Annotated in this window: 17 protein-coding genes; 9 read left to right on the forward strand and 8 right to left on the reverse strand. The window is 37.3% G+C overall.

Going from position 1 to position 21,295, the window contains the following annotated elements:
* Positions 1–12: 12 nt before the first annotated feature.
* From pyk to ICG50_RS00870, 5 genes are all read right to left on the reverse strand, one after another.
* The gene (pyk, locus tag ICG50_RS00850) at positions 13–1,443 is read right to left on the reverse strand and encodes a pyruvate kinase (protein WP_187659020.1); all 1,431 of its coding nucleotides are present in this window, start codon (positions 1,441–1,443) and stop codon (positions 13–15) included.
* A gap of 5 nt (positions 1,444–1,448) precedes the next feature.
* Positions 1,449–1,931, reverse strand: a complete 483-nt coding sequence (locus tag ICG50_RS00855) for an IPExxxVDY family protein (RefSeq protein ID WP_187659021.1) — start codon at positions 1,929–1,931, stop codon at positions 1,449–1,451.
* A gap of 115 nt (positions 1,932–2,046) precedes the next feature.
* Positions 2,047–2,787 (reverse strand): ribonuclease III, encoded by a 741-nt coding sequence (gene rnc / locus ICG50_RS00860; protein ID WP_187659022.1) that lies wholly within the window; start codon positions 2,785–2,787, stop codon positions 2,047–2,049.
* 6 nt (positions 2,788–2,793) lie between these two features.
* Entirely contained in the window at positions 2,794–4,047 is a 1,254-nt protein-coding gene (fabF, locus tag ICG50_RS00865) for a beta-ketoacyl-ACP synthase II (protein ID WP_187659023.1), read from the reverse strand.
* 179 nt (positions 4,048–4,226) lie between these two features.
* On the reverse strand, positions 4,227–4,463 hold the full coding sequence (locus ICG50_RS00870) for an acyl carrier protein (RefSeq protein WP_007137004.1): 237 nt from the start codon (positions 4,461–4,463) through the stop codon (positions 4,227–4,229).
* 175 nt (positions 4,464–4,638) lie between these two features.
* Between ICG50_RS00870 and purN the strand changes: the two genes are divergently transcribed.
* The 4 genes from purN to ICG50_RS00890 all read left to right on the forward strand — a co-directional run bounded on the left by purN (position 4,639) and on the right by ICG50_RS00890 (position 8,672).
* A complete protein-coding gene (purN, locus tag ICG50_RS00875; RefSeq protein ID WP_187659024.1) occupies positions 4,639–5,208 on the forward strand; it encodes a phosphoribosylglycinamide formyltransferase in 570 nt (189 codons plus the stop codon).
* A 2-nt stretch (positions 5,209–5,210) separates the two neighbouring features.
* Positions 5,211–5,693: a ribonuclease HI gene (gene rnhA, locus ICG50_RS00880; protein WP_187659025.1), complete on the forward strand. Its 483-nt coding sequence runs from the start codon at positions 5,211–5,213 to the stop codon at positions 5,691–5,693.
* 74 nt (positions 5,694–5,767) lie between these two features.
* Positions 5,768–6,694, forward strand: a complete 927-nt coding sequence (locus ICG50_RS00885; RefSeq protein WP_187659026.1) for a PfkB family carbohydrate kinase — start codon at positions 5,768–5,770, stop codon at positions 6,692–6,694.
* A gap of 79 nt (positions 6,695–6,773) precedes the next feature.
* Positions 6,774–8,672 carry an amidophosphoribosyltransferase gene (locus ICG50_RS00890; protein ID WP_187659027.1) on the forward strand — a complete coding sequence of 633 codons (1,899 nt, stop codon included), beginning with the start codon at positions 6,774–6,776 and terminating at the stop codon, positions 8,670–8,672.
* A gap of 430 nt (positions 8,673–9,102) precedes the next feature.
* Here ICG50_RS00890 and ICG50_RS00895 read toward each other — a convergent pair whose 3' ends face one another.
* On the reverse strand, positions 9,103–9,711 hold the full coding sequence (locus ICG50_RS00895) for a superoxide dismutase (protein ID WP_187659028.1): 609 nt from the start codon (positions 9,709–9,711) through the stop codon (positions 9,103–9,105).
* 102 nt (positions 9,712–9,813) lie between these two features.
* The gene (locus tag ICG50_RS00900) at positions 9,814–11,019 is read right to left on the reverse strand and encodes an MFS transporter (protein WP_187659029.1); all 1,206 of its coding nucleotides are present in this window, start codon (positions 11,017–11,019) and stop codon (positions 9,814–9,816) included.
* A 108-nt stretch (positions 11,020–11,127) separates the two neighbouring features.
* On the opposite strand from ICG50_RS00900, the gene ICG50_RS00905 reads away from it, so the two are divergent.
* The 5 genes from ICG50_RS00905 (at position 11,128) to ICG50_RS00925 (ending at position 20,425) form a co-directional block, all read left to right on the forward strand.
* Positions 11,128–11,646 carry a GNAT family N-acetyltransferase gene (locus ICG50_RS00905; RefSeq protein WP_187659030.1) on the forward strand — a complete coding sequence of 173 codons (519 nt, stop codon included), beginning with the start codon at positions 11,128–11,130 and terminating at the stop codon, positions 11,644–11,646.
* Positions 11,646–14,798 carry a UvrD-helicase domain-containing protein gene (locus ICG50_RS00910; protein WP_187659031.1) on the forward strand — a complete coding sequence of 1,051 codons (3,153 nt, stop codon included), beginning with the start codon at positions 11,646–11,648 and terminating at the stop codon, positions 14,796–14,798. The genes ICG50_RS00905 and ICG50_RS00910 overlap by 1 nt, the downstream gene beginning before the upstream one ends.
* A gap of 75 nt (positions 14,799–14,873) precedes the next feature.
* Positions 14,874–16,064, forward strand: coding sequence for a glycine C-acetyltransferase (kbl, locus tag ICG50_RS00915; protein ID WP_187659032.1), 1,191 nt, complete (start codon positions 14,874–14,876; stop codon positions 16,062–16,064).
* Between the two features lie 143 nt (positions 16,065–16,207).
* The gene (locus ICG50_RS00920) at positions 16,208–17,602 is read left to right on the forward strand and encodes an OmpA family protein (protein ID WP_187659033.1); all 1,395 of its coding nucleotides are present in this window, start codon (positions 16,208–16,210) and stop codon (positions 17,600–17,602) included.
* Between the two features lie 63 nt (positions 17,603–17,665).
* Complete coding sequence (locus tag ICG50_RS00925) at positions 17,666–20,425, forward strand: PD-(D/E)XK nuclease family protein (protein WP_187659034.1); 2,760 nt, start codon at positions 17,666–17,668, stop codon at positions 20,423–20,425.
* Between the two features lie 48 nt (positions 20,426–20,473).
* Here the strand turns inward: ICG50_RS00925 and ICG50_RS00930 are convergent, their stop codons facing one another.
* Complete coding sequence (locus ICG50_RS00930; protein WP_187659035.1) at positions 20,474–21,256, reverse strand: alpha/beta fold hydrolase; 783 nt, start codon at positions 21,254–21,256, stop codon at positions 20,474–20,476.
* Positions 21,257–21,295: the final 39 nt, after the last annotated feature.

Raw genomic sequence — 21,295 nt, forward strand, 5'->3', positions numbered from 1 at the left:
AAAATAATAAAATTATTCTATTTCAGAAACTCTCAAAGTGTTTACCATTCCTTTATCGGCTACCGGCATGGCAGCTAAGTTGATTAGCATATCGCCTTTTTTTACATACCCTTTTTCTTTGGCAATATTATTTACGTCACCTACGGTATCATCAGTACTTACAAACTTATCGTAAAAAAAGGCATTCACACCCCAAAGTAAATTCAATTGGGTCAAGATTCTTTTATTGGAAGTATACACCAAAATATGTGCTTTTGGTCTCCAAGCTGAGATTTGGAAAGCCGTATAACCGCTATTGGTCAAAGTTGAAATCGCTTTTGCTTTGATGTCATTAGCCATAGTGGCCGCATGATAACAAATGGATTTTGTGATAAAACGTTTAGTTCTAACGTGAGGCGGATTTTGAGGTACGTTAATTAGTGGTGAATCTTCAACCGCTTCAATAATTTGAGTCATTTTTTCAATTACCTCAACCGGATAATTACCCACCGAAGTTTCTCCTGAAAGCATTACCGCGTCGGCACCATCCATAACCGAATTCGCAACGTCATTTACTTCTGCACGTGTTGGCGTTAAGCTGGTAATCATCGTTTCCATCATTTGTGTAGCTACAATTACCGGAATTCTGGCTGTTTTCGCTCGGTGGATTAATTTCTTTTGAATTAATGGCACTTCATGAGCCGGAATTTCAACACCAAGATCACCACGAGCTACCATTAAACCATCACAGAAAGCAACGATTTTATCAATGTTTTCAACCGCTTCCGGTTTTTCAATTTTGGCTACAATTGGAATTTTATATTTAGAATTTTTGGCTATTAAGTCTTGCAATTCTTCTAAATCGGCTGGTGTTCTTACGAAAGAAAGTGCAATCCAATCCACTTCTTGTTCGATGGCGAAAAGTGCATCTTTGATGTCTTTTTTGGTCAATGCAGGTAAAGACACTTTAGTATTAGGAAGGTTTACTCCTTTTTTTGATTTCAATGGCCCGCCTTGAATTACTTTACAAACCACTTCGGTAGTTCCATTGGTTTCCAAAGCTTCGAACATTAATTTTCCGTCGTCTAAAAGAATTTTTTCGCCCGGATTAACATCTCTTGGAAATTCTTTATAATTCATATAAACGCGTTCCTTAGTTCCCGGAACATCTTCGGCGGTTTGAAAAGTGATAATATCTCCCGGATTTACCACTACATCTTCTTTCATCACTCCTACGCGAAGTTTTGGCCCTTGTAAATCGGCTAAAATTGCGGTGGTATACCCAAACTCATCATTTAATTCTCTGATGATATCGATTCTTTCTTTTACATCGGTATAATCGGCATGAGAAAAATTGATACGGAATACATTCACTCCGGCATCAATCATTTTTTTAATCACTTCTTTCGAACTACATGCAGGACCTAATGTGGCTACAATTTTAGTTTTTTTTCTTGTTGGCATTTTAATTAAAAAATTAAATTATTTTTTGACTTTATTTTTTCAACTTCTACAGCGTAAACCGTGCTTACTCTGTCTATTTTTTTAAGGTTATTGATGATTTTTGAGACATCAATAGCGACTTCATCGTTTTCAATTTTTAAAAAGTAATCTACTTTTTTAAACTCGGGAATCAGATAGATTTTTGGCGAAAACACATTACTACTGTTGGCAAACAACCCTTGATTATTTTCAGAAGAAAGAATCGCATCATTTTGGTTTTGTACCAAATTCCAAGCGATGTCTTTATCATCTTCAAAAATAAATCTCGTAAATTGGGTTTCTCCGTCTTTATTGCTGATATGAATGTTGCAGTTGCTTTTTTTGAGATTGATAGGTAAATTTTGATTGATATAATACGCCAATCGATAGTCCTCTAAAGGCGAATGAATAGCGATTAATTGATAATCTATCTCGTCAAACTCTCCAATATGCAATTTGTGAACATACATAACTATTGCAATTTAAGTTGTAAATATAGTATATCTGAGACAGATTATAACCAACTCAATATTGAGTTAACGTTATTTTATGAACGAAAACGTTATAGTTTTTTGAGAATCTGTATTATTTTTTGTTAATTTTTTCCTGAAATGCAAAATAGGCTCTTTGAGACGCCTTTTCTTCTGCTTTCTTTTTCGAAGTAGCTCTGGCTTTGGCGATGACTTTATCGTCAATACTCAATTTTACACCAAAGTATTTTTGCCCATCAATACCGTTGTCATCAAAGACATCATAATGAAAGGTTTTCTTTTCTTTTTGACACCATTCAATTAGCAAACTTTTGTAACTGATGACTTTACCTTCTAATTTAGCAATGTCAACATAAGGAATAATGACGCTTCTTTGAATAAATTTTTGACAAAATTCATAGCCTTTATCTAAAAAAATAGCCCCAACTAAAGCTTCAAAAATATTCCCGTGAATGTTTTCCCCGAAATGTTGTGTTGGCACTTTACTTTCTACAAATCGGATTAGATTTAAGTCTCTTCCCAATTCGTTTAAGTGTTCTCGACTGACAATTTTAGAACGCATTTTAGTCAAATAACCTTCATCTCCTGCCGGTGCTTCGTTGTATAAATAAGCTGCAATTACGGCGCTTAACATAGCATCACCAAGAAATTCTAAGCGTTCATAATTCATCGGATTGCCTTTCAAATCCATTCGGTTGGTCGAACGATGCGTAAAGGCTTTTTCATAGTAGGTAATGGTTTGGGGCTTAAAACCTATTACTTTTTGAATTTCATTAAAAAAAATCCCGTCCTCTGACGAACGGGAATTTTTAAATATATTTTTTAGAATTTTCATCTAATGTTAGTCTTCGATTTTTTTGAATAAAACGCAAGCGTTGTGTCCGCCAAAACCAAAAGTATTACTCATCGCCACTTTCACTTCTCTTTTTTGGGCTTTGTTTAAAGTCAGGTTCAAAGAAGGATCAATGTTTTCATCCACAACCGTATGGTTAATCGTTGGAGGAACAATTCCGTGTTTCATAGCCAAAATTGAGGCAATCGCTTCAATCGCACCGGCAGCTCCAAGTAAGTGACCGGTCATCGATTTGGTTGAATTGATGTTAATGTTTTTTGCATGAGCACCAAAAACGGCACTAATTGCTTTTAACTCGGCTACGTCACCAAGAGGAGTTGAAGTTCCGTGGGTATTGATGTGATCCACTTGTTCCGGTTTCATTCCGGCGTCACGCAAAGTATTTTCCATAACCGCAATAACCCCAATTCCTTCCGGATGTGGAGCGGTTAAGTGATAGGCATCTGATGACATTCCACCGCCGCCAACTTCGCAATATATTTTCGCGCCACGGGCTTTTGCGTGTTCATATTCTTCTAAAACCAACGCACCGGCGCCTTCGCCTAAAACGAATCCGTCACGGGTTGCATCAAATGGTCTTGAAGCAGTTTCCGGACTTTCGTTTCTGGTTGATAAGGCTTGCATTGAATTAAATCCGCCCATTCCGGCAATAGTTACAGCCGCTTCTGAACCACCTGAGATGATTACATCACACATGCCTAAACGAATGTAATTGAAAGCATCAATCATAGCGTTGGCTGATGATGCACATGCTGATACAGTAGTATAATTAGGCCCCATAAAACCATTTCTCATAGAAATGTGTGCTGGTGCAATGTCGGCAATCATTTTTGGAATAAAGAAAGGATTGAATCTTGGCGTTCCGTCTCCGGCCGCATAACTCATTACTTCTTCTTGGAAAGTTTCTAATCCACCAATTCCGGCACCCCAAATTACCCCAACTCTGTGTTTGTTCACATTGTCATTGGTAATTCCGGCATCCTTAATCGCTTCTTCACTGGCAGCTACGGCGTATTGTGCAAATTTGTCCATTCTGCGAGCTTCCTTACGGTCCATAAAATCTTCAATGTTGAAGTTTTTGACTTCGCAGGCAAATTTTGTTTTGTGTTTTTCAGTATCGTAATAGGTAATAGGAGCGGCACCACTTTTACCGTTTACCAACGCATTCCAATATTCTTCAATGGAATTACCGATTGGTGTTATTGCACCTAAACCTGTTACTACTACTCGCTTTAATGCCATAATGTATTTTTTACAATTGTATTTAAACAAATAATACCCATGTTTTCTTCAAATTTAATCATTAAAGAGACAAGGGTATTTCAATATTTTGAGATTGAATTTCAATCAAGGTTTATTCTTTTCAGTAAAAATAATAAAAACCCGTGAAAAACAGTTATTCTTCACGGGTGATTTATTTATTATTTTTTTGCTTCTTCGATGTAAGAAATAGCTTGACCTACAGTAGCAATGTTTTCTGCTTGGTCGTCCGGAATTTGAATATCAAATTCTTTTTCGAACTCCATAATAAGCTCAACAGTGTCTAATGAATCAGCGCCTAAATCATTTGTGAAGCTTGCTTCTGTTACAACTTCGTTTTCGTCAACGCCTAATTTGTCTACAATAATCGCTTTTACTCTTGATGCAATGTCTGACATAATTTCTAGATTTTTAATTTAAATTGTTGGCAAAAATAAAAAACTTTATTTTAAAACAACCTTTTTGTTACTAAATGTGACCACGAAAATAAAAAATTTATTTCAGAATCTTACATTATGATGGTTTTAATTCGAGTAATTATTCTTTTTTTTGTGCTACCAAATTTGATTTTCCATGAAAAAAATTCTGCTTTTTGCTTCTGGCACTGGTTCCAATGTGGAGAATATCATACAGTATTTCAAAAACAACGATAATATAAGTATAGTCGGCATCTTCACTAACAATCTACATGCCAAAGTTTTAGAAAAAGCAAAACGCCACAATATTCCTTCATTAGTCTTTAACAAAACGGAGTTAAACGAAGGCTCTGTTTTAGAAAAAATTAATAAACTCCAACCCGATTTAATTGTCTTAGCGGGTTTTCTTTTAAAGTTCCCTGAACAAATAATTAAAGTTTATCCGAATAAAATCATCAACATTCATCCGGCGTTGTTACCTAAATATGGCGGAAAAGGCATGTATGGCATGAATGTACACCAAGCAATCTTAGAAAATAAGGAAAAAGAAACCGGAATCACCATTCATTATGTAAACGAACACTACGATGAAGGTGAGTTCATTTTCCAACAGAACGTAAATATCGAAGAATGCGATTCTCCGGAAGCTATTGCGGTAAAAGTTCAATCATTGGAACATGAACATTTTCCAAAAGTAATTGCCCAACTCCTAACGCCTAACTCCTAACTTTGAACTCACACCAAGTCCATATCTACACTGACGGCGCTGCCAAAGGAAATCCCGGAAACGGCGGTTATGGCGTAGTGATGGAAATGGTGGGCACACCTTATAAAAAAGAATTCTATGAAGGTTTTCGCTATACCACCAATAATAGAATGGAGTTGTTAGCCGTAATCGTTGGTTTGGAAAAACTCAAAAACCCCAACATGAAAGTCTTGGTCGTTTCCGATTCTAAATATGTGGTCGATGCCGTGGAGAAAAAATGGGTTTTCGGTTGGGAAAAGAAAAACTTCACCGGTAAAAAGAATCCCGATTTGTGGTTGCGATTCCTCAAAATATACCGCCAACATCAAGTCGATTTCAAATGGATTAAAGGCCATAACAACCATCCGCAAAACGAACGCTGTGATGAATTAGCGGTTTATGCTTCCGGTTTGCCAACGCTTTCGATAGATGCTTTTTATGAAAAGGAAGAGGGAAAATTGTTCTAAACTTTAAACCTCAAACCATTTTAAACTTTTAAAGTAATAACGTATCTTTGCGCCTTTAATTTGAAACGCAAATAATGAACAAACTTTTAATAGTAGGAACGGTTGCTTTTGACGCTATCGAAACGCCTTTTGGAAAAACAGATAAAATCTTAGGCGGTGCCGGAACTTTCATCGGTTTATCGGCTTCGCATTTTAACTTACAATCGGCAATCGTATCGGTTGTGGGTGATGATTTTCCTCAAGAATATATTGATTTATTGACAGCCAGAAATATCGATGTTTCCGGTTTGGAAATTGTAAAAGGCGGCAAAACGTTCTTTTGGAGCGGTCGTTACCACAACGACATGAACTCAAGAGATACTTTAGCTACTGAATTAAATGTATTAGCTGATTTCAACCCTATTGTTCCGGAGCATTTTAAAAATGCAGATGTAGTGATGTTAGGAAACTTACACCCTATTGTGCAAACCGGTGTTTTAAACCAAATGACCCAAAAACCAAAATTAGTGGTTTTAGATACCATGAACTTTTGGATGGATTGTGCCTTACCTGAATTATTAGACGTTATCAAACGTGTTGACGTTATTACGATTAATGATGAAGAAGCGCGTCAATTGTCAGGTGAATATTCTTTGGTAAAAGCAGCGGCGAAAATCCATACGATGGGACCAAAATATGTAGTGATTAAAAAAGGAGAACACGGTGCCTTAATTTTTCATGACGAACATATCTTCTTTGCTCCGGCATTGCCATTGGCTGATGTATTCGACCCAACAGGTGCAGGAGATACTTTTGCCGGTGGATTTGCAGGATTTATCACCCAACAAGGCGACATCTCATTTGAAACTATGAAAACAGCTATTATTCAAGGATCCAACTTGGCTTCATTCTGCGTAGAACAATTCGGAACCGAAAGAATGCTGTCATTAAAAAAAGAAGAAGTGAACGAGCGCTTGAAACAATTCAAAGCTTTAACACAATTTGAAATAGAATTACAATAACTTTATGCCTCGAAATTTCGGGGCATTTTTTATTCTAAAATAAACGAAACAAACTACTTACAACAACACAACAACAATTATGAGCGACGCCATCAAACACGAATGTGGGATAGCCCTTTTAAGATTAAAAAAACCGTTAGCATTCTACAAAGAAAAATACGGGACGGCTTTTTACGGCATACAAAAAATGTATTTGCTGATGGAAAAGCAACACAACCGCGGTCAAGATGGCGCCGGTTTTGCTTCGATTAAATTTGATGTTGAGGCAGGCGAAAGATACATCAGCCGAGTGCGTTCGAATAAAGCACAGCCTATTCAGGATATTTTTGCACAAATCAACGAGAGAATTAATGAAGAACTAACGTTACATCCGGAATACCATGATAATGTACAATTACAAAAAGACCATATACCTTATATAGGCGAATTGTTTTTAGGACACGTTCGTTACGGAACTTTTGGCAAAAACAGTATCGAAAGCGTTCACCCTTTTTTACGTCAGAACAATTGGATGCACCGAAACCTCATCGTTGCCGGAAATTTCAATATGACTAACGTAACCGAGCTTTTCAATAGTTTGGTAGAATTAGGCCAACATCCAAAAGAAATGGCAGATACAGTAACTGTAATGGAAAAAATTGGGCATTTTCTTGATGATGAAGTGACTGATTTGTACCAAGAATGTAAAAACAACGGTTTGTCTAAACGAGAAGCTTCTCCGGTAATCGCTGAAAAACTAGACCTTGCTAAAATATTAAAACGCGCTTCCAAAGGTTGGGACGGCGGTTATGCCATGGCCGGTTTATTAGGTCACGGCGATAGTTTTGTGTTTCGCGATCCGGCCGGAATTCGTCCGGCGTATTTTTATGAAGATGACGAAATTGTAGTTGTCGCTTCAGAAAGACCGGTGATTCAAACTTCATTTAACGTGCCTTTTGAAAAAGTACAGGAGTTACAACCGGGACACGCTTTAATCATTAAGAAAAACGGAACCGTTTCACAGCAAGAAATCATTACACCAACGGTTAAAAAAGCTTGTTCTTTCGAGCGCATTTATTTTTCTCGCGGTAGCGATGCCGAAATTTATCAAGAGCGAAAAAAATTGGGTAAATTAATTTTGCCTGCGGTTTTAGAATCGATTGAAGATGATACTGACAACACTGTTTTCTCTTTTATACCGAACACAGCCGAAACGTCTTTCTATGGTATGGTGGAAGCGGCGAATGACTTTTTGAACCAAAGAAAAAACCAGTTCATTTTAAACAACCGTAAAACGTTGACCAAAGAAAAACTGGAAGAAATCCTTTCGGTAAAAATCAGAACCGAAAAAATTGCCATTAAAGATGCCAAACTAAGAACTTTCATTACCGAAGATAGCAGTCGCGATGATTTGGTCGCTCATGTTTATGATGTGACTTATGGTGTGATCAAGCCAACAGACAATTTGGTGATTATTGATGATAGTATTGTTCGCGGCACTACTTTGAAAAAGAGCATTTTAAAGATGATGGATCGATTGAATCCAAAAAGAATTGTCGTTGTTTCTTCTGCACCGCAAATTCGTTATCCGGATTGTTATGGTATTGACATGGCCAAACTAGAAGGCTTAATTGCTTTCCAAGCCGCGATTGAATTATTGAAAGAAAGAAATCTGTACAAAATTGTAGACGATGTCTATAAAAAATGCAAATCACAAGAGAAATTAAAAGATGCTGATGTGGTAAATTTTGTAACCGAAATTTATGCCCCGTTCAGCGATACCGAAATATCAAACAAAATAGCGGAGTTATTACATCCGGAAGACATCAATGCCGAAATAAAAATTATTTTCCAAACGGTTGACAATTTACACATCGCATGTCCAAAAAATTTAGGTGATTGGTACTTCACAGGTGACTATCCAACCGCTGGAGGTAACCGTGTTGTAAACAAGGCATTTATGAATTTTTACGAAGGAAAAGATGCGCGTGCTTACTAAAATTTTAACATTTTTTGTCTTTAAACGATTTTTGATGCAGTTCATCTAAATTTTTTGTTTTCAAAATGTTAAACCACTTACATTTGACCTTACCATAGCATTAGTAGGTTAAGTTTATGGTAGATTTGGGGCAAAAAGGGTGAAAAGAAATTTTCACCTTTTTTATTTTCTACCCGCCTGAAAATCACAAAAAAAACAGAATTCACTCTCATTTGCCTATCATTCCAATATAATTCCATAAAAAAAGCATATTATTCTTCAAGATGTTATTAGATTTGTTTTACCATAGTATTTAGTGTAGGTTAAGTTTATGGTAGATTTGGGGCAAACAGGTGGAAGCAATTCCGCCTGTTTATTTTTTATACTGCCGCCAAATAATAAAACCGACTGCTTTCACAATCGGTTTAACTTATCAAAAAGAGTTTTGATTTTATTTTTCTGTAGCGTACAACCTTGCCACTTCTGTCCAATTAATCACATTGAAGAAAGCCTCAATATAATCCGGACGACGGTTTTGATAATTTAAATAATAAGCATGTTCCCAAACATCCATTCCTAAAATCGGGAAACCGCCGCAAGCCGTATCCGGCATTAATGGATTGTCTTGGTTTGGTGTTGAACATACTTCCAGCTTTCCGCCTTTGTGTACACAAAGCCAAGCCCAACCCGAACCAAAACGCGTTGCTCCTGCTTTGGCAAACAAGGCTTTAAACTCTTCAAATGATTTAAAATCTCTTTCTATAGCTTCGGCTAAATCACCGGTTGGCAATCCGCCACCATTTGGTGACATTACTCTCCAAAATAAATTGTGGTTGTAAAATCCGCCACCGTTATTTCTAACGGCTGCGTTTTTCATATCCAAATTGATTAAAATGTTCTCTATTGTTAATCCTTCCAAATCTGTTCCGGCAATCGCTGCGTTTAGATTAGTTGTGTAAGCATTGTGATGTTTTGAATGGTGTATTTCCATCGTTCTGGCATCAATATGTGGTTCTAATGCATCGTATGCATATGGTAATTGCGGTAATTCAAAAGCCATGGTTATTGTATTTAAAGATTAATATTTGCTGTTCAAATTTATAAATTATAAATCGTTTTTACTTATAAAATTCACACAATCATTTATATCATTTCGAAAAAATTACACTTCAACGTATTGCAGTTTTCTTTCTAGTTGATATGATAATAAGACACAAACTAAAATCAAACTGATACTTATGTACCCTAAATAATTGTAATTGTGGATAGAGAATTTTGCGTCGCTATAAGTAATCCAACCGCTCATTAAAGAAGCAAAACCGGTTCCGAGTGATTGCACACAAGAATTTAAACTCATGAAACTACCTCGCGTTTGACTCGTAACCGCTTGGGTAATCATAGCTTGTCCGGGAACGGTTCTTCCGGTGGAAGAACTAAACCAAAATCCGAAAACACCCAACACGATGAAAAGTTGCCAATGCGGCATATTGGTTATCAAAACAACAAAGAATACTGAAACTAATGCTGCCCAAACAAACACTGTTCTTTTACCATAACTGTCGGCTAGTTTTCCAATAATTTGCGCCGAAATCAACGAACAAATTCCGCCAACCAAGTAAATTAAAGGTGTATATTCCTGAGGCACGCCTACATTGTAAACCAAATAAGGATTGATTAATGGTACAATTATAAAATGACCTGTGATAAGCAAGAAACTAAATAACAACGCTGTAATCTGGGCTTGGTTGCTAAAGATATCATAGAAATTTGAAATTCGTTCTTTCAATTTTATAGGATTCGTCAAGTGCGAATTTACATTGGGCACAAATCGAAACAAAAACGGCAATAGTAACACGCCAAAAATAGCAACTACTAAAAACGGATAATACCAATCATATTTATTCGCTAAAAATAATCCAAAAGGAACACCAATTACCGAAGCCAAAGCAAATCCGCCCATTAACATGCCCATCGCTCTGCCGCGACGCTCATACGGAATAACATCCGCAATAATACTTAAGATTTGCGCGCTGATTAAACCACCAAAAAGTCCTGTAAAGGTTCTGGCCAAAATCATCGAATAAGTGCCAAACGCAAAAGCACAAGCAAAAGTGCCGATTAAAAATCCTGAATAGCCAAAAAGCAATAATTTCTTGCGGTCGAATTTATCGGCAAAGAAAATAGCAAAAAAGGCACTCACAAAAGCCGACAAAGAATAACTCGATACAATAATGGAAAACTCAGAAGTGGTCAAATTCCATTTGGGCATCAAAATATTTCCCAAAGGCATCATAATCATGAAATCGAGTATATGGGTGAAATTCAGCAACGCCATAAGCGCTACCAAAATAACTTCGTTTCTTTTCAAAACAATAAATTTTAATTGTGCTACAAAATTACGGATTGAAAAATTCGTTTTTCTTAATAAAGAATTAATTAATTACATTAGTAGCATAAATAAAAACTATAGTACTTCATGTTTAATTTGCAACCCCACAATCTAAAAAACGAGCTTATTAAACTAATTCCTTTGCAGGAAAATGACTTTGAAGTCTTGTATGCTGTAGCTTCTGATCCATTGGTTTGGGAGCAACATCCAAACAAGTTACGTTACCAGCGCGAGGTTTTTCAGAATTATTTTGAAGGAGCAATAGTGTCCAAAGGAGCATTTCTCATTCGAGATACTAAAACTAATGAAGTGGTTGGCAGCAGTAGATATTATGATTATAACGAAATTGAAAATTCAATATTAATCGGCTATACTTTTATCGGGCGAAAATTTTGGGGCAATGGTTATAACAAAGCTTTGAAAAAAATCATGCTCGATTATGCTTTTGACAATGTCGACAAAGTTTATTTTCACATTGGCGCCTTCAATATTCGTTCCCAAAAAGCCATTGAAAAAATCGGTGCCGTAAAAGTGGATGAATTTGAAGTCGAATATTATGGCGAAGACGCTAAGTTGAATTTTGTTTATTTAATCCAAAAAAACTAATGCAAAAAACCGCTTTTTCCATCTACGATGCTTCCGCCGGTTCGGGCAAAACTTATACTTTGGTCAAAGAATACCTCAAAATTATTCTCTTGTCTAAAAAACCCGATGCGTATCGCAATATTTTGGCGATTACGTTTACTAATAAAGCCGTGCACGAAATGAAAAGCCGTGTAGTGGAAAGTTTATCGGAGTTTGCCAAAGAAAAACCATCCGACAAAGCCTTGCAATTGATGCAAGATATTCAAGTTGAAACCGGTTTATCCTTGGGTACGATTACTGAAAAAGCCAAAAGCATTATCAAAAACCTCATTCACAATTATGCTTCGTTTGATATTTCTACGATTGACAAATTCACACACAAAGTCATTCGCGCTTTTGCCCACGATTTGAATTTGCCGATTACATTTGAAGTGTCATTGGATACTGAAAACCTTTTGACCGAAGCCGTCGATGCTATAATTGCTGAGGCAGGAAACGATGAAACGTTAACCAACTTATTGGTCGATTTCACCATGGAAAAAACCGATGACGACAAATCTTGGGACATTTCACGGGAAATCATGGATACCGGAAAACTGATTCTCAACGAAAACAACCGCGAAGAAATCACCCATTTCCAAAACAAAACCATTGCGGAGTTTATCGAAATCAAAAACAAACTAAAGGAACTTTGTGAGCAATTAGAAACCCAAACTGTGGAATTGGCTTCGGAAGCTTTGTTGCTTATAGAAAAAAACGGAATTGACCTCAAGTCCTTTTCTGCCGGACATTTTCCGAATCATCTAGCCAACATCAGAGACAAAAAATTCAATCCGGCGAACAAAACCTATCATGAGTTTGACGACATCAAAATCAACAAAACGGCTTCAGACCGAGCGATTATAGAAAGCATTATTCCCGATTTACTCGAAATATTGGCTTCGATTTATACAAAATTCGAAAAGAAAAATTTCTACGAAGCGTTTTTGAAAAATATCACACCGCTTTCATTGCTGAATACAGTTAGTAATGAATTGGGCAAAATACAAAAAGAGCAAAATATTCTTTCGATTGCGGAATTTAACAAGTTAATCAACGAACAAATACAAAACCAACCGGCACCTTTTATTTACGAGCGTTTGGGTGAAAAATACCGAAACTTCTTTATCGACGAGTTCCAAGACACTTCCGAAATGCAATGGCAAAATTTAATTCCGCTGATTGACAACGCTCTTTCGAGCGAAGATTTGAATGGTGAACAAGGTTCACTAATGATTGTAGGCGATCCAAAACAATCGATTTACCGTTGGCGCGGCGGAAAAGCCGAACAATTTATCGAACTCAGCAAAGACAAAAATCCGTTTGTCAATCCGGACAAAAAGTTATTTTCATTGGGAACCAATTGGAGAAGTTACTCAGAAATCATTGATTTCAACAACAACTTATTTGGTTTTTTATCGAATGAATTTGCACACGAAGATTACAAAGATTTGTACCAAAACCACAGCCATCAACAATTCAACACCAAAACCGGTGGTTATGTCAATATTTCTTTTGTACCAAAAGTCGAAAAAGCAGACTTCGATGAAGAAGAAAATGTAGCCAAAAACGACTTGTATTTACAAGCCACTTTAGCCACAATTGAAAAGGTCAGACAAAACGGTTTCCGCTACAAAGACATCGTAATTTTAACTCGAAAAAAATCACACGGAACCGAAGTCGCCAATTATTTAACCGAAAACGGAATTCCGATTTTGTCTTCGGAAAGTTTGTTGCTCGGCGCTTCATCTGAAGTTCAAGGCGTAATTCACATTTTGCGTTATTTAAAAAACAATAACGATTTACAATCGAAAGCGAATTTCCTTTACTATTTAGCTTCGCAACAAGATCAATTGGCCATTCACGATTTCATTGCCCAAGGCATGGAACAAAAATCGGAACCCGAATTTCAAAAGTGGTTAACGACATTCCAAATTGATTTCTCTTTCCAAAACATCCGCAAAAAATCGCTTTACGAAGCCACCGAAATCATCATTACCAAAGTCATTCCGATGGACAAACGCAATGCAAATATCCAGTTTTTCCTAGATTTGATTTTGGAACACGATTTAAAAAAGCAAGCCGGCATTTCGGATTTTCTTGCTTATTGGGACAATAATTCGGAGAAACTCAGCATTCCGTCACCCGAAGGAAACGATGCGGTTCGAATTATGACCATTCACAAATCGAAAGGTTTAGAGTTTCCGGTGGTGATTTTTCCTTTTGCCGAAGAAGATTACAGCAAAGGACCACGAGAAAAAATGTGGCTCAACGCGGATGAAGCGATTACCGGTTTGCCGAAAGCATTAGTCGATAAAAGCAGCAAAGTAGAAGGTTATGGCGAAGAGGCAAATGTAATTTACCAACAAAAAAAACAGGAAGAATTGCTAGATAACATTAACGTTCTTTATGTGGCTTTGACTCGTGCCGAAGAACAGTTATATATCATTTCGGGCATGCAAACCCCAAGCAAAACTTCGGGTGAATACCCAAACAATATGGCGACGTTTTTTATCAAATTCTTAGAAGATAAAGGGTTTGACGAAAGTAAATTCGACTATTCATTCGGCGAAGCCAAAAAACTATCCGAAACCAAAGATGTTTTAGACGAAACCGAAACCATTCCGCAATTGGCAGCCACTTTGAATCCGAAAAACATCAAAATTGCCCAAAAAGAAAGTCTGATGTGGAACACGCAACAGCAGAAAGCCATTGAATTCGGGAACATTCTTCACGAAATTTTATCTTTCGTCAAAACCAAAGACGATATTGATTTGGCACTAACCAAAGCCATTGAAAACGGATTGATTGTCGCTTCGCAAAAAGACGAAGTCGAGCAAACGATTAAACAAGTGATCAATCATCCCGATTTGGACACTTATTTCGCCATCGACAACAAAATACTAAATGAGAAAACCATCATTCAAAAAGAAGGCAATCTCGTAAAGCCCGACAGAATGGTCATCAACACCAATAAAGAAATCTATTTACTCGATTACAAAACCGGTGCACACCAAGCCAAATACACCACGCAATTAGAAAACTATCAGAACGCCATTGAAAAAATGGGTTTTAAAGTGACTAAAAAAGCCTTGGTTTATATTGGCGAAAGGTTGGAAATAGTAAATTTGTAAACTCTAAAAAGAAAACAGAGAAAAGACGCAAGAAGAAAGACTTTACAACACAAACATAAAACTACAACAACAATCATGTACGGAAAAATTCAACAACACTTACAAAATGAATTAGATACCATTGAACAAAACGGTATTTTCAAAAGAGAACGCATCATCACTTCGCCACAAGGCGCGGAAATTACCGTAAACGGCAAAACGGTTTTGAACTTTTGTGCCAATAATTATCTTGGTTTGTCCTCACATCCTGAAGTAATTCAAGCTGCGAAAGATGCTTTAGATTCCCATGGATTCGGAATGTCATCCGTACGTTTCATTTGCGGAACTCAAGATATTCACAAAACTTTAGAAAAAAAGATAGCCGATTTCTACGGCACGGAAGACACTATTTTATATGCAGCCGCTTTTGATGCAAACGGTGGAGTTTTTGAACCTTTGTTAGGTGAAGAAGACTGTATCATTTCCGATAGTTTGAACCACGCTTCAATTATTGACGGTGTGCGTTTGTGTAAAGCCGCGCGTTACCGTTACGAAAATTCCAATATGGAAGACTTAGAAAACCAATTGAAAAAAGCGGTAGAAGCCGGACATCGTTTCAAATTAATCGTAACTGATGGTGTGTTTTCAATGGACGGTTTGGTAGCGCCATTAGACAAAATCTGTGACTTAGCTGATAAATATGATGCTTTGGTTATGGTTGACGAATGTCACGCTGCCGGTTTTATTGGAGCCACAGGAAAAGGAACAATGGAAGCCAAAGGTGTAATGGGCAGAGTAGATATCATCACCGGAACCTTAGGAAAAGCTCTTGGTGGCGCCATGGGCGGTTATACCACAGCAAAAAAAGAAGTAATTGAAATTTTACGTCAGCGTTCACGACCTTATTTGTTCTCCAACTCTTTGGCTCCGGCTATTGTTGGTGCTTCAATCAAGGTTTTTGAACTTTTGGAAAAAGACACAACCCTCAGAGACAAACTCGAATGGAATACTAACTACTTTAAAGAAGGTATGAAAAAAGCCGGTTTGGATATCATTGATGGTGATTCGGCTATTGTACCGGTTATGTTGTATGATGCCAAATTATCTCAAGTGATGGCCGACGAGTTATTGAAAAAAGGAATCTATGTAATTGGCTTCTTTTTTCCGGTAGTTCCAAGAGATAAAGCCCGAATCAGAGTTCAATTGTCTGCTGCACACACTAAAGAACATCTTGACCAGGCCATTAAAGCCTTTGAAGAAGTGGGAAAGATGTTAAATGTTATATAAAATGTTGCACAATTGATATTATAATTCCAAAATTCTTGAATTTGATTACATAATTTCCACATTTTAACAATAAGATTTTGATATTATATTAATACGTATTACTTTTGCTCTATTATAATTATTATAATTTAATCAAATTAAGTATGAAACATCTTAACAAATTATTCGTTGCAATGCTAATGTTAGCTGGTTTAAGCTCTCAAGCTCAAGACAGCAACAATCCTTGGGCTTTATCGTTTGGGGTTAACGCAGTAGATACAAGAGTAAGTGCTGCATCAAAATTAGAGGATCAGTTCTCTCAGTATTTCAATGCTAATGACAACTGGAATATTCTTCCTTCAATTTCTTATGTAAGCCTATCTAAACATGTAGGAGGTAATTTCTCATTCGGAGTTACTGGATCTATCAACCAAATCAAAAGGTTTGTTTTACCAAGAGTTGGTGAAGGACCATACACAGTAGTTAATCCAGGAGATTTAAACTATTACGGAGTTGATGGGGTAATCAATTACAGCTTAATGAGCTTAATCGGATCTAAAAAATTAGACCCATCTATCCACGCTGGTGGAGGTTACACTTGGATTGGTGATGACATCAGTGCCGGAACTTTAAATGGAGGTTTAGGTTTAACTTACTGGTTTACTGAAACTGTAGGTTTATCTGTTCGTTCAACTTACAAACACTCTTTTGAAGATTTACGTGAGGATATGCCATCACACATGCAACATTTTGCAGGTCTTACATTCAAATTTGGAGGTTCTGACAAAGACGGTGACGGAATTTATGATAAAGATGATGCTTGTCCAGAAGAAGCTGGTTTAAAACAATTCAACGGTTGTCCTGATACTGACGGTGACGGAATTGAAGATAGTAAAGATGCTTGTAAAGATGAAGCTGGTCCTGTTGAATTCAACGGTTGTCCTGATACTGACGGTGACGGAGTGGCTGATAATGTTGACGCTTGTAAAGATGTTGCAGGTTTAGCTGTTTTCGGTGGATGTCCTGATACTGACGGTGACGGAGTTCAAGATAAAGAAGACAAATGTAAAGAGGTTAAAGGTCCTAAAGAAAATGGTGGATGTCCTTGGCCAGATAGAGATGGTGACAAAGTATTAGACAAAGATGACAGATGTCCGGATGTAGCTGGTACTGTGGCAAACAACGGTTGTCCTGAAGTTACTGAAGAAGCTATCAAAAGATTGAACGACTATGCTAAAACTATCTTATTCGATAGTGGTAAAGCTTCATTCCAACAACAAACTTACCCAGTATTACAAGCTATTGTAGCTATCTTGAAAGAGTATCCAAACTCTAACTTCTCAATCGAAGGTCACACGGATAGCGATGGTAAAGATGCTGCTAACCAAACATTATCTGAAAACAGAGCTGCTGCCGTGAAAAACTACTTAGTTGAAAATGGTATTGCTGCTTCTAGATTGTCTTCAGCTGGTTTCGGTGAATCTAAACCAATCGACACTAACAAAACTAAAGCTGGTAAAGCTAACAACAGAAGAGTTGAAGTGAAATTAGTAAAATAATTTCTTTCCAAAATATTTCTAAAAAACGCTCCGAAATTCGGGGCGTTTTTTTATTTTTATAGAATGTCAAAACCCACATTTCTTTACCAACTCGCACAGGAAATTCTAAAAAACCATTCTGATAACTTATTAGACTTAGTGGTAATTTTGCCCAACAAAAGAGCCAAAGTGTTTTTATTGGAGGAATTAAAGAAATCTGTTGCCAATAATGCTTTTGCACCCGAAATCATCAGCATTGAAGACTTCATCCAAGATGTCGCCGGCATTCGGTCAATTGATAATGTTGAATTGCTATTTGAATTCTATGACGTCTATCTTTCGGTTACCGATAAAGACAAACAAGAGTCTTTCGAAACCTTTGCCAATTGGGCCAAAACATTACTTCAAGATTTCAATGAAATAGACCGCTATCTACTGGAACCCGATAAAGTTTTAAAATACCTTGAAAACATCAAGGAAATCGAACATTGGGCTGTTGATATTGAAAAGCGAACCGAACTCATAGAAAACTATCTGATCTTTTGGAAAAAGCTTCCCGAATATTATCAATCACTTTATGATTATCTACTCAACAAAGGTGTTGGTTACCAAGGTTTGATTTATCGCGAAGCCGTGGGGAATTTGGATCACTTTTCAGAAAACAATACTAACCAATTTATATTCGCAGGCTTCAACGCATTAAACCAAGCCGAAGAAAAAATCATCCAACATTTATTGGCCCTAGACAAAGCCAAAATCTATTGGGATATCGACGAGACTTTGCTTCACGATTCCTTTCACGATGCGGGTTTGTTCCAAAGAAAATTCAAATCGGAATGGATTTATTACAAAACACATCCTTACGAATGGATTGTCAACGACTTTACGGAAACCAAAAACATCCACGTCATTGCGACATCAAAATCTATCGGTCAAGCCAAAATCACCGGAAGTATTATTGAAAAACACATCGCCAAAAACGATTCTAATCTTCAGAATGTTGCTGTCGTTTTAGGCGAAGAAAATTTGTTGTTACCGGTTTTACATTCGTTACCCGATAGCGTAAATGCTTTGAACGTAACCATGGGATTTTCGAGTAAAAACAATCCCGCACAATTGCTGATTGCCAAATTGTTCAAGCTGCACTCCAATGCGCTGTCTAGGAATCCGAGCAGTTATGTGATGTACTACAAAGATGTGCTCGATGTTTTGACGCATCCGCTTATTGAACCTTATGTTTATGCCGGCGAATTGGTCAACCGAATCAACAAAAACAATTACACTTTTATTACCCATAAAAAGCTTGAAGAATTATATACTCAAGAGAATGCTTTGTTCGGAATGTTGTTCCGAAAATGGGATACAAGCTCTGTAAATGTACTTGAAAATCTGTCTCAGATTCTACTCCAAATCAAAGCCAATCTGAGTTACGACAACGAAGATGAAAAAATCACCAATGCCTTTGTCTATTCCGTCTTTAAAGTGATTAACAAAATGACCTCTTATTTTGGCCAACACCAAAACATTGACGACATCAAAACGCTGCACGCCATTTACAAACAAGTGATTGACGTGGCTGAAGTTTCCTTTGAAGGCGAACCTTTAGACGGTCTGCAAATCATGGGTGTTTTAGAAAGCCGTGTGCTCGATTTTGAAACCGTAATCATCACATCGGTTAATGAAGGTAAATTTCCTGCGGGAAAAAGCACCAATTCCTTTATTCCGTATGATGTGAAGCGAGAATTAGAGTTGCCCACTTACAAAGAAAAAGATGCTATTTATACGTATCACTTCTACCATTTATTGCAACGTGCCAAAAACATTTATCTGATTTACAACGCCGACAGCGATGGATTTGATGCTGGAGAAAAAAGCCGGTTCATCACTCAGTTGGAAGTCGAAAAACAACCGAATCACAACTTAACCTTTCAATATTTTAATCCGAAGGTGCCGAATATTGCGCACCAACCGATAGTGGTTCCCAAAACAGAAAGTGTTTTAACACGCTTGCGCGAAATTGCCGAAAAGGGTTTTTCACCTTCGTCATTAACGACTTATATCAGAAACCCGATTCAGTTTTATTTCCAACGCGTGTTGCGCATTTCCGAAACCGATGAAGTGGAAGAAAATATTGCAGTCAACACTTTGGGAACGATAATTCACGGCGCTTTAGAAGCTTTATACAAACCATTTATCGGAAGGGTTTTAACGAAAGTTGATATCGAAAGTTGTTTCAAAAAAATAGATGACGAAGTGCTGACGCAATTCAAAGAAGTTTACAAAGAAGGTGAAATCAAAAAAGGCCGAAACCTATTGGCTTTTGAAGTAGCCAAACGCAATGTGTATAATTTCCTCAAGCTCGAATTAGAGTTGCTGGAAAAAGGAGATGAAGTGCAAATCATCGCTTTGGAACAAACCTTTGAAAGAACTTTGGAAGACGAACGCTTACCGTTTCCGGTATTAATCAAAGGAAATGTGGACCGAATTGAGCTTCGCAACGGCAAAATCAGAATCATTGATTACAAAACAGGTAAAGTGGAGCAAAAAAGTGTCACTTTAAAAGATTGGAACGGTTTAACCGAAGACATCAAGAACGATAAAATCATTCAGATTTTGGCGTATGCGTTTATGTTTGAAGAACAAGCCAAAGGTCGCGACATTGAAGCCGGTATCATTTCATTTAAAAATTTAAAATCGGGGTTTTTACCGTTTAATTTCAAGCAAGATAAAGAAGTAGCGGAGGTTATTTCGCCTGAAATTATGGAAGCTTACTTAGAACAGATTGTGGTTTTACTACAGGCCATTTTCAATGTGGAAATGCCTTTTGAGGAGAAAATAAATTGATTTAACCGCAAAGGTCGCAAGGGTATTACGCGAAGAGCGCAAAGGTATTTATACCTTCTTCAAGAAATTCAACAACACTTTCAGCAATTCCTTTTCGTTTTCGATGTGGCTCATGTGACCGTCGGGGAAAGTGGTGAGTTCGACTTTGGTGCCTTCAATTTGTTCCAAACTGTCTTCGTAAAGGAGTACGCCGTCTTTTTGGCCCAGAACCAACTGCATCGGATAGGGCGCAAAATGGAGAATGACTTCGCGGTCTTTACGGATTTTCATACCTTCTAAGGCCGCAACGATACCTTGCAATGGTGTTTTTAGCGCTTGTTCTTTTACCTTTTCTATTTCATTGGCTAAGCGTTCGCGGTTGTCTTCAGCAAATAAATTGGCGATGGACATACTGACAAAGGCGCCATAATTTTGTTTGACACAGACAACAGCGCGGTCGCGATTGGTTTTACGCTCGTCACTATCTGCTCGAGAAGTGGAATTCAACAAGAACAAGCCTTTCATGTGATCGGGATACAATTCGGCGAAAGCCAAAGCCACATAACCACCCATAGAATGACCAACGAGAACTACTTTCCTGATTTTTAAATGCAAGAAAAGCGAAAACAGCATATCGGCGTGGTCTTCCATTGCGTGAACATAACCGAGACATTCGGTATCGCCGTGGCCTAACAAATCAACGGTAACGACGCGGTGCTTCTTAGCCAGTTCAGGCACGAAAGCGTTCCACATCGTTTTGTTTTCTAGAAAACCGTGCAATAACACCACAGCGGTTCCTTTACCTTCGTCGGTAAAAGAGATTTTAGTGTTTTTATAGGTAATGGTTTTCATAGATGCAAAAATAGATTTTTACCAGTAAGAAGTTAAGTT

This window comes from Flavobacterium buctense (genome assembly GCF_014486695.1).
Taxonomy (GTDB): Bacteria; Bacteroidota; Bacteroidia; order Flavobacteriales; family Flavobacteriaceae; genus Flavobacterium; species Flavobacterium buctense.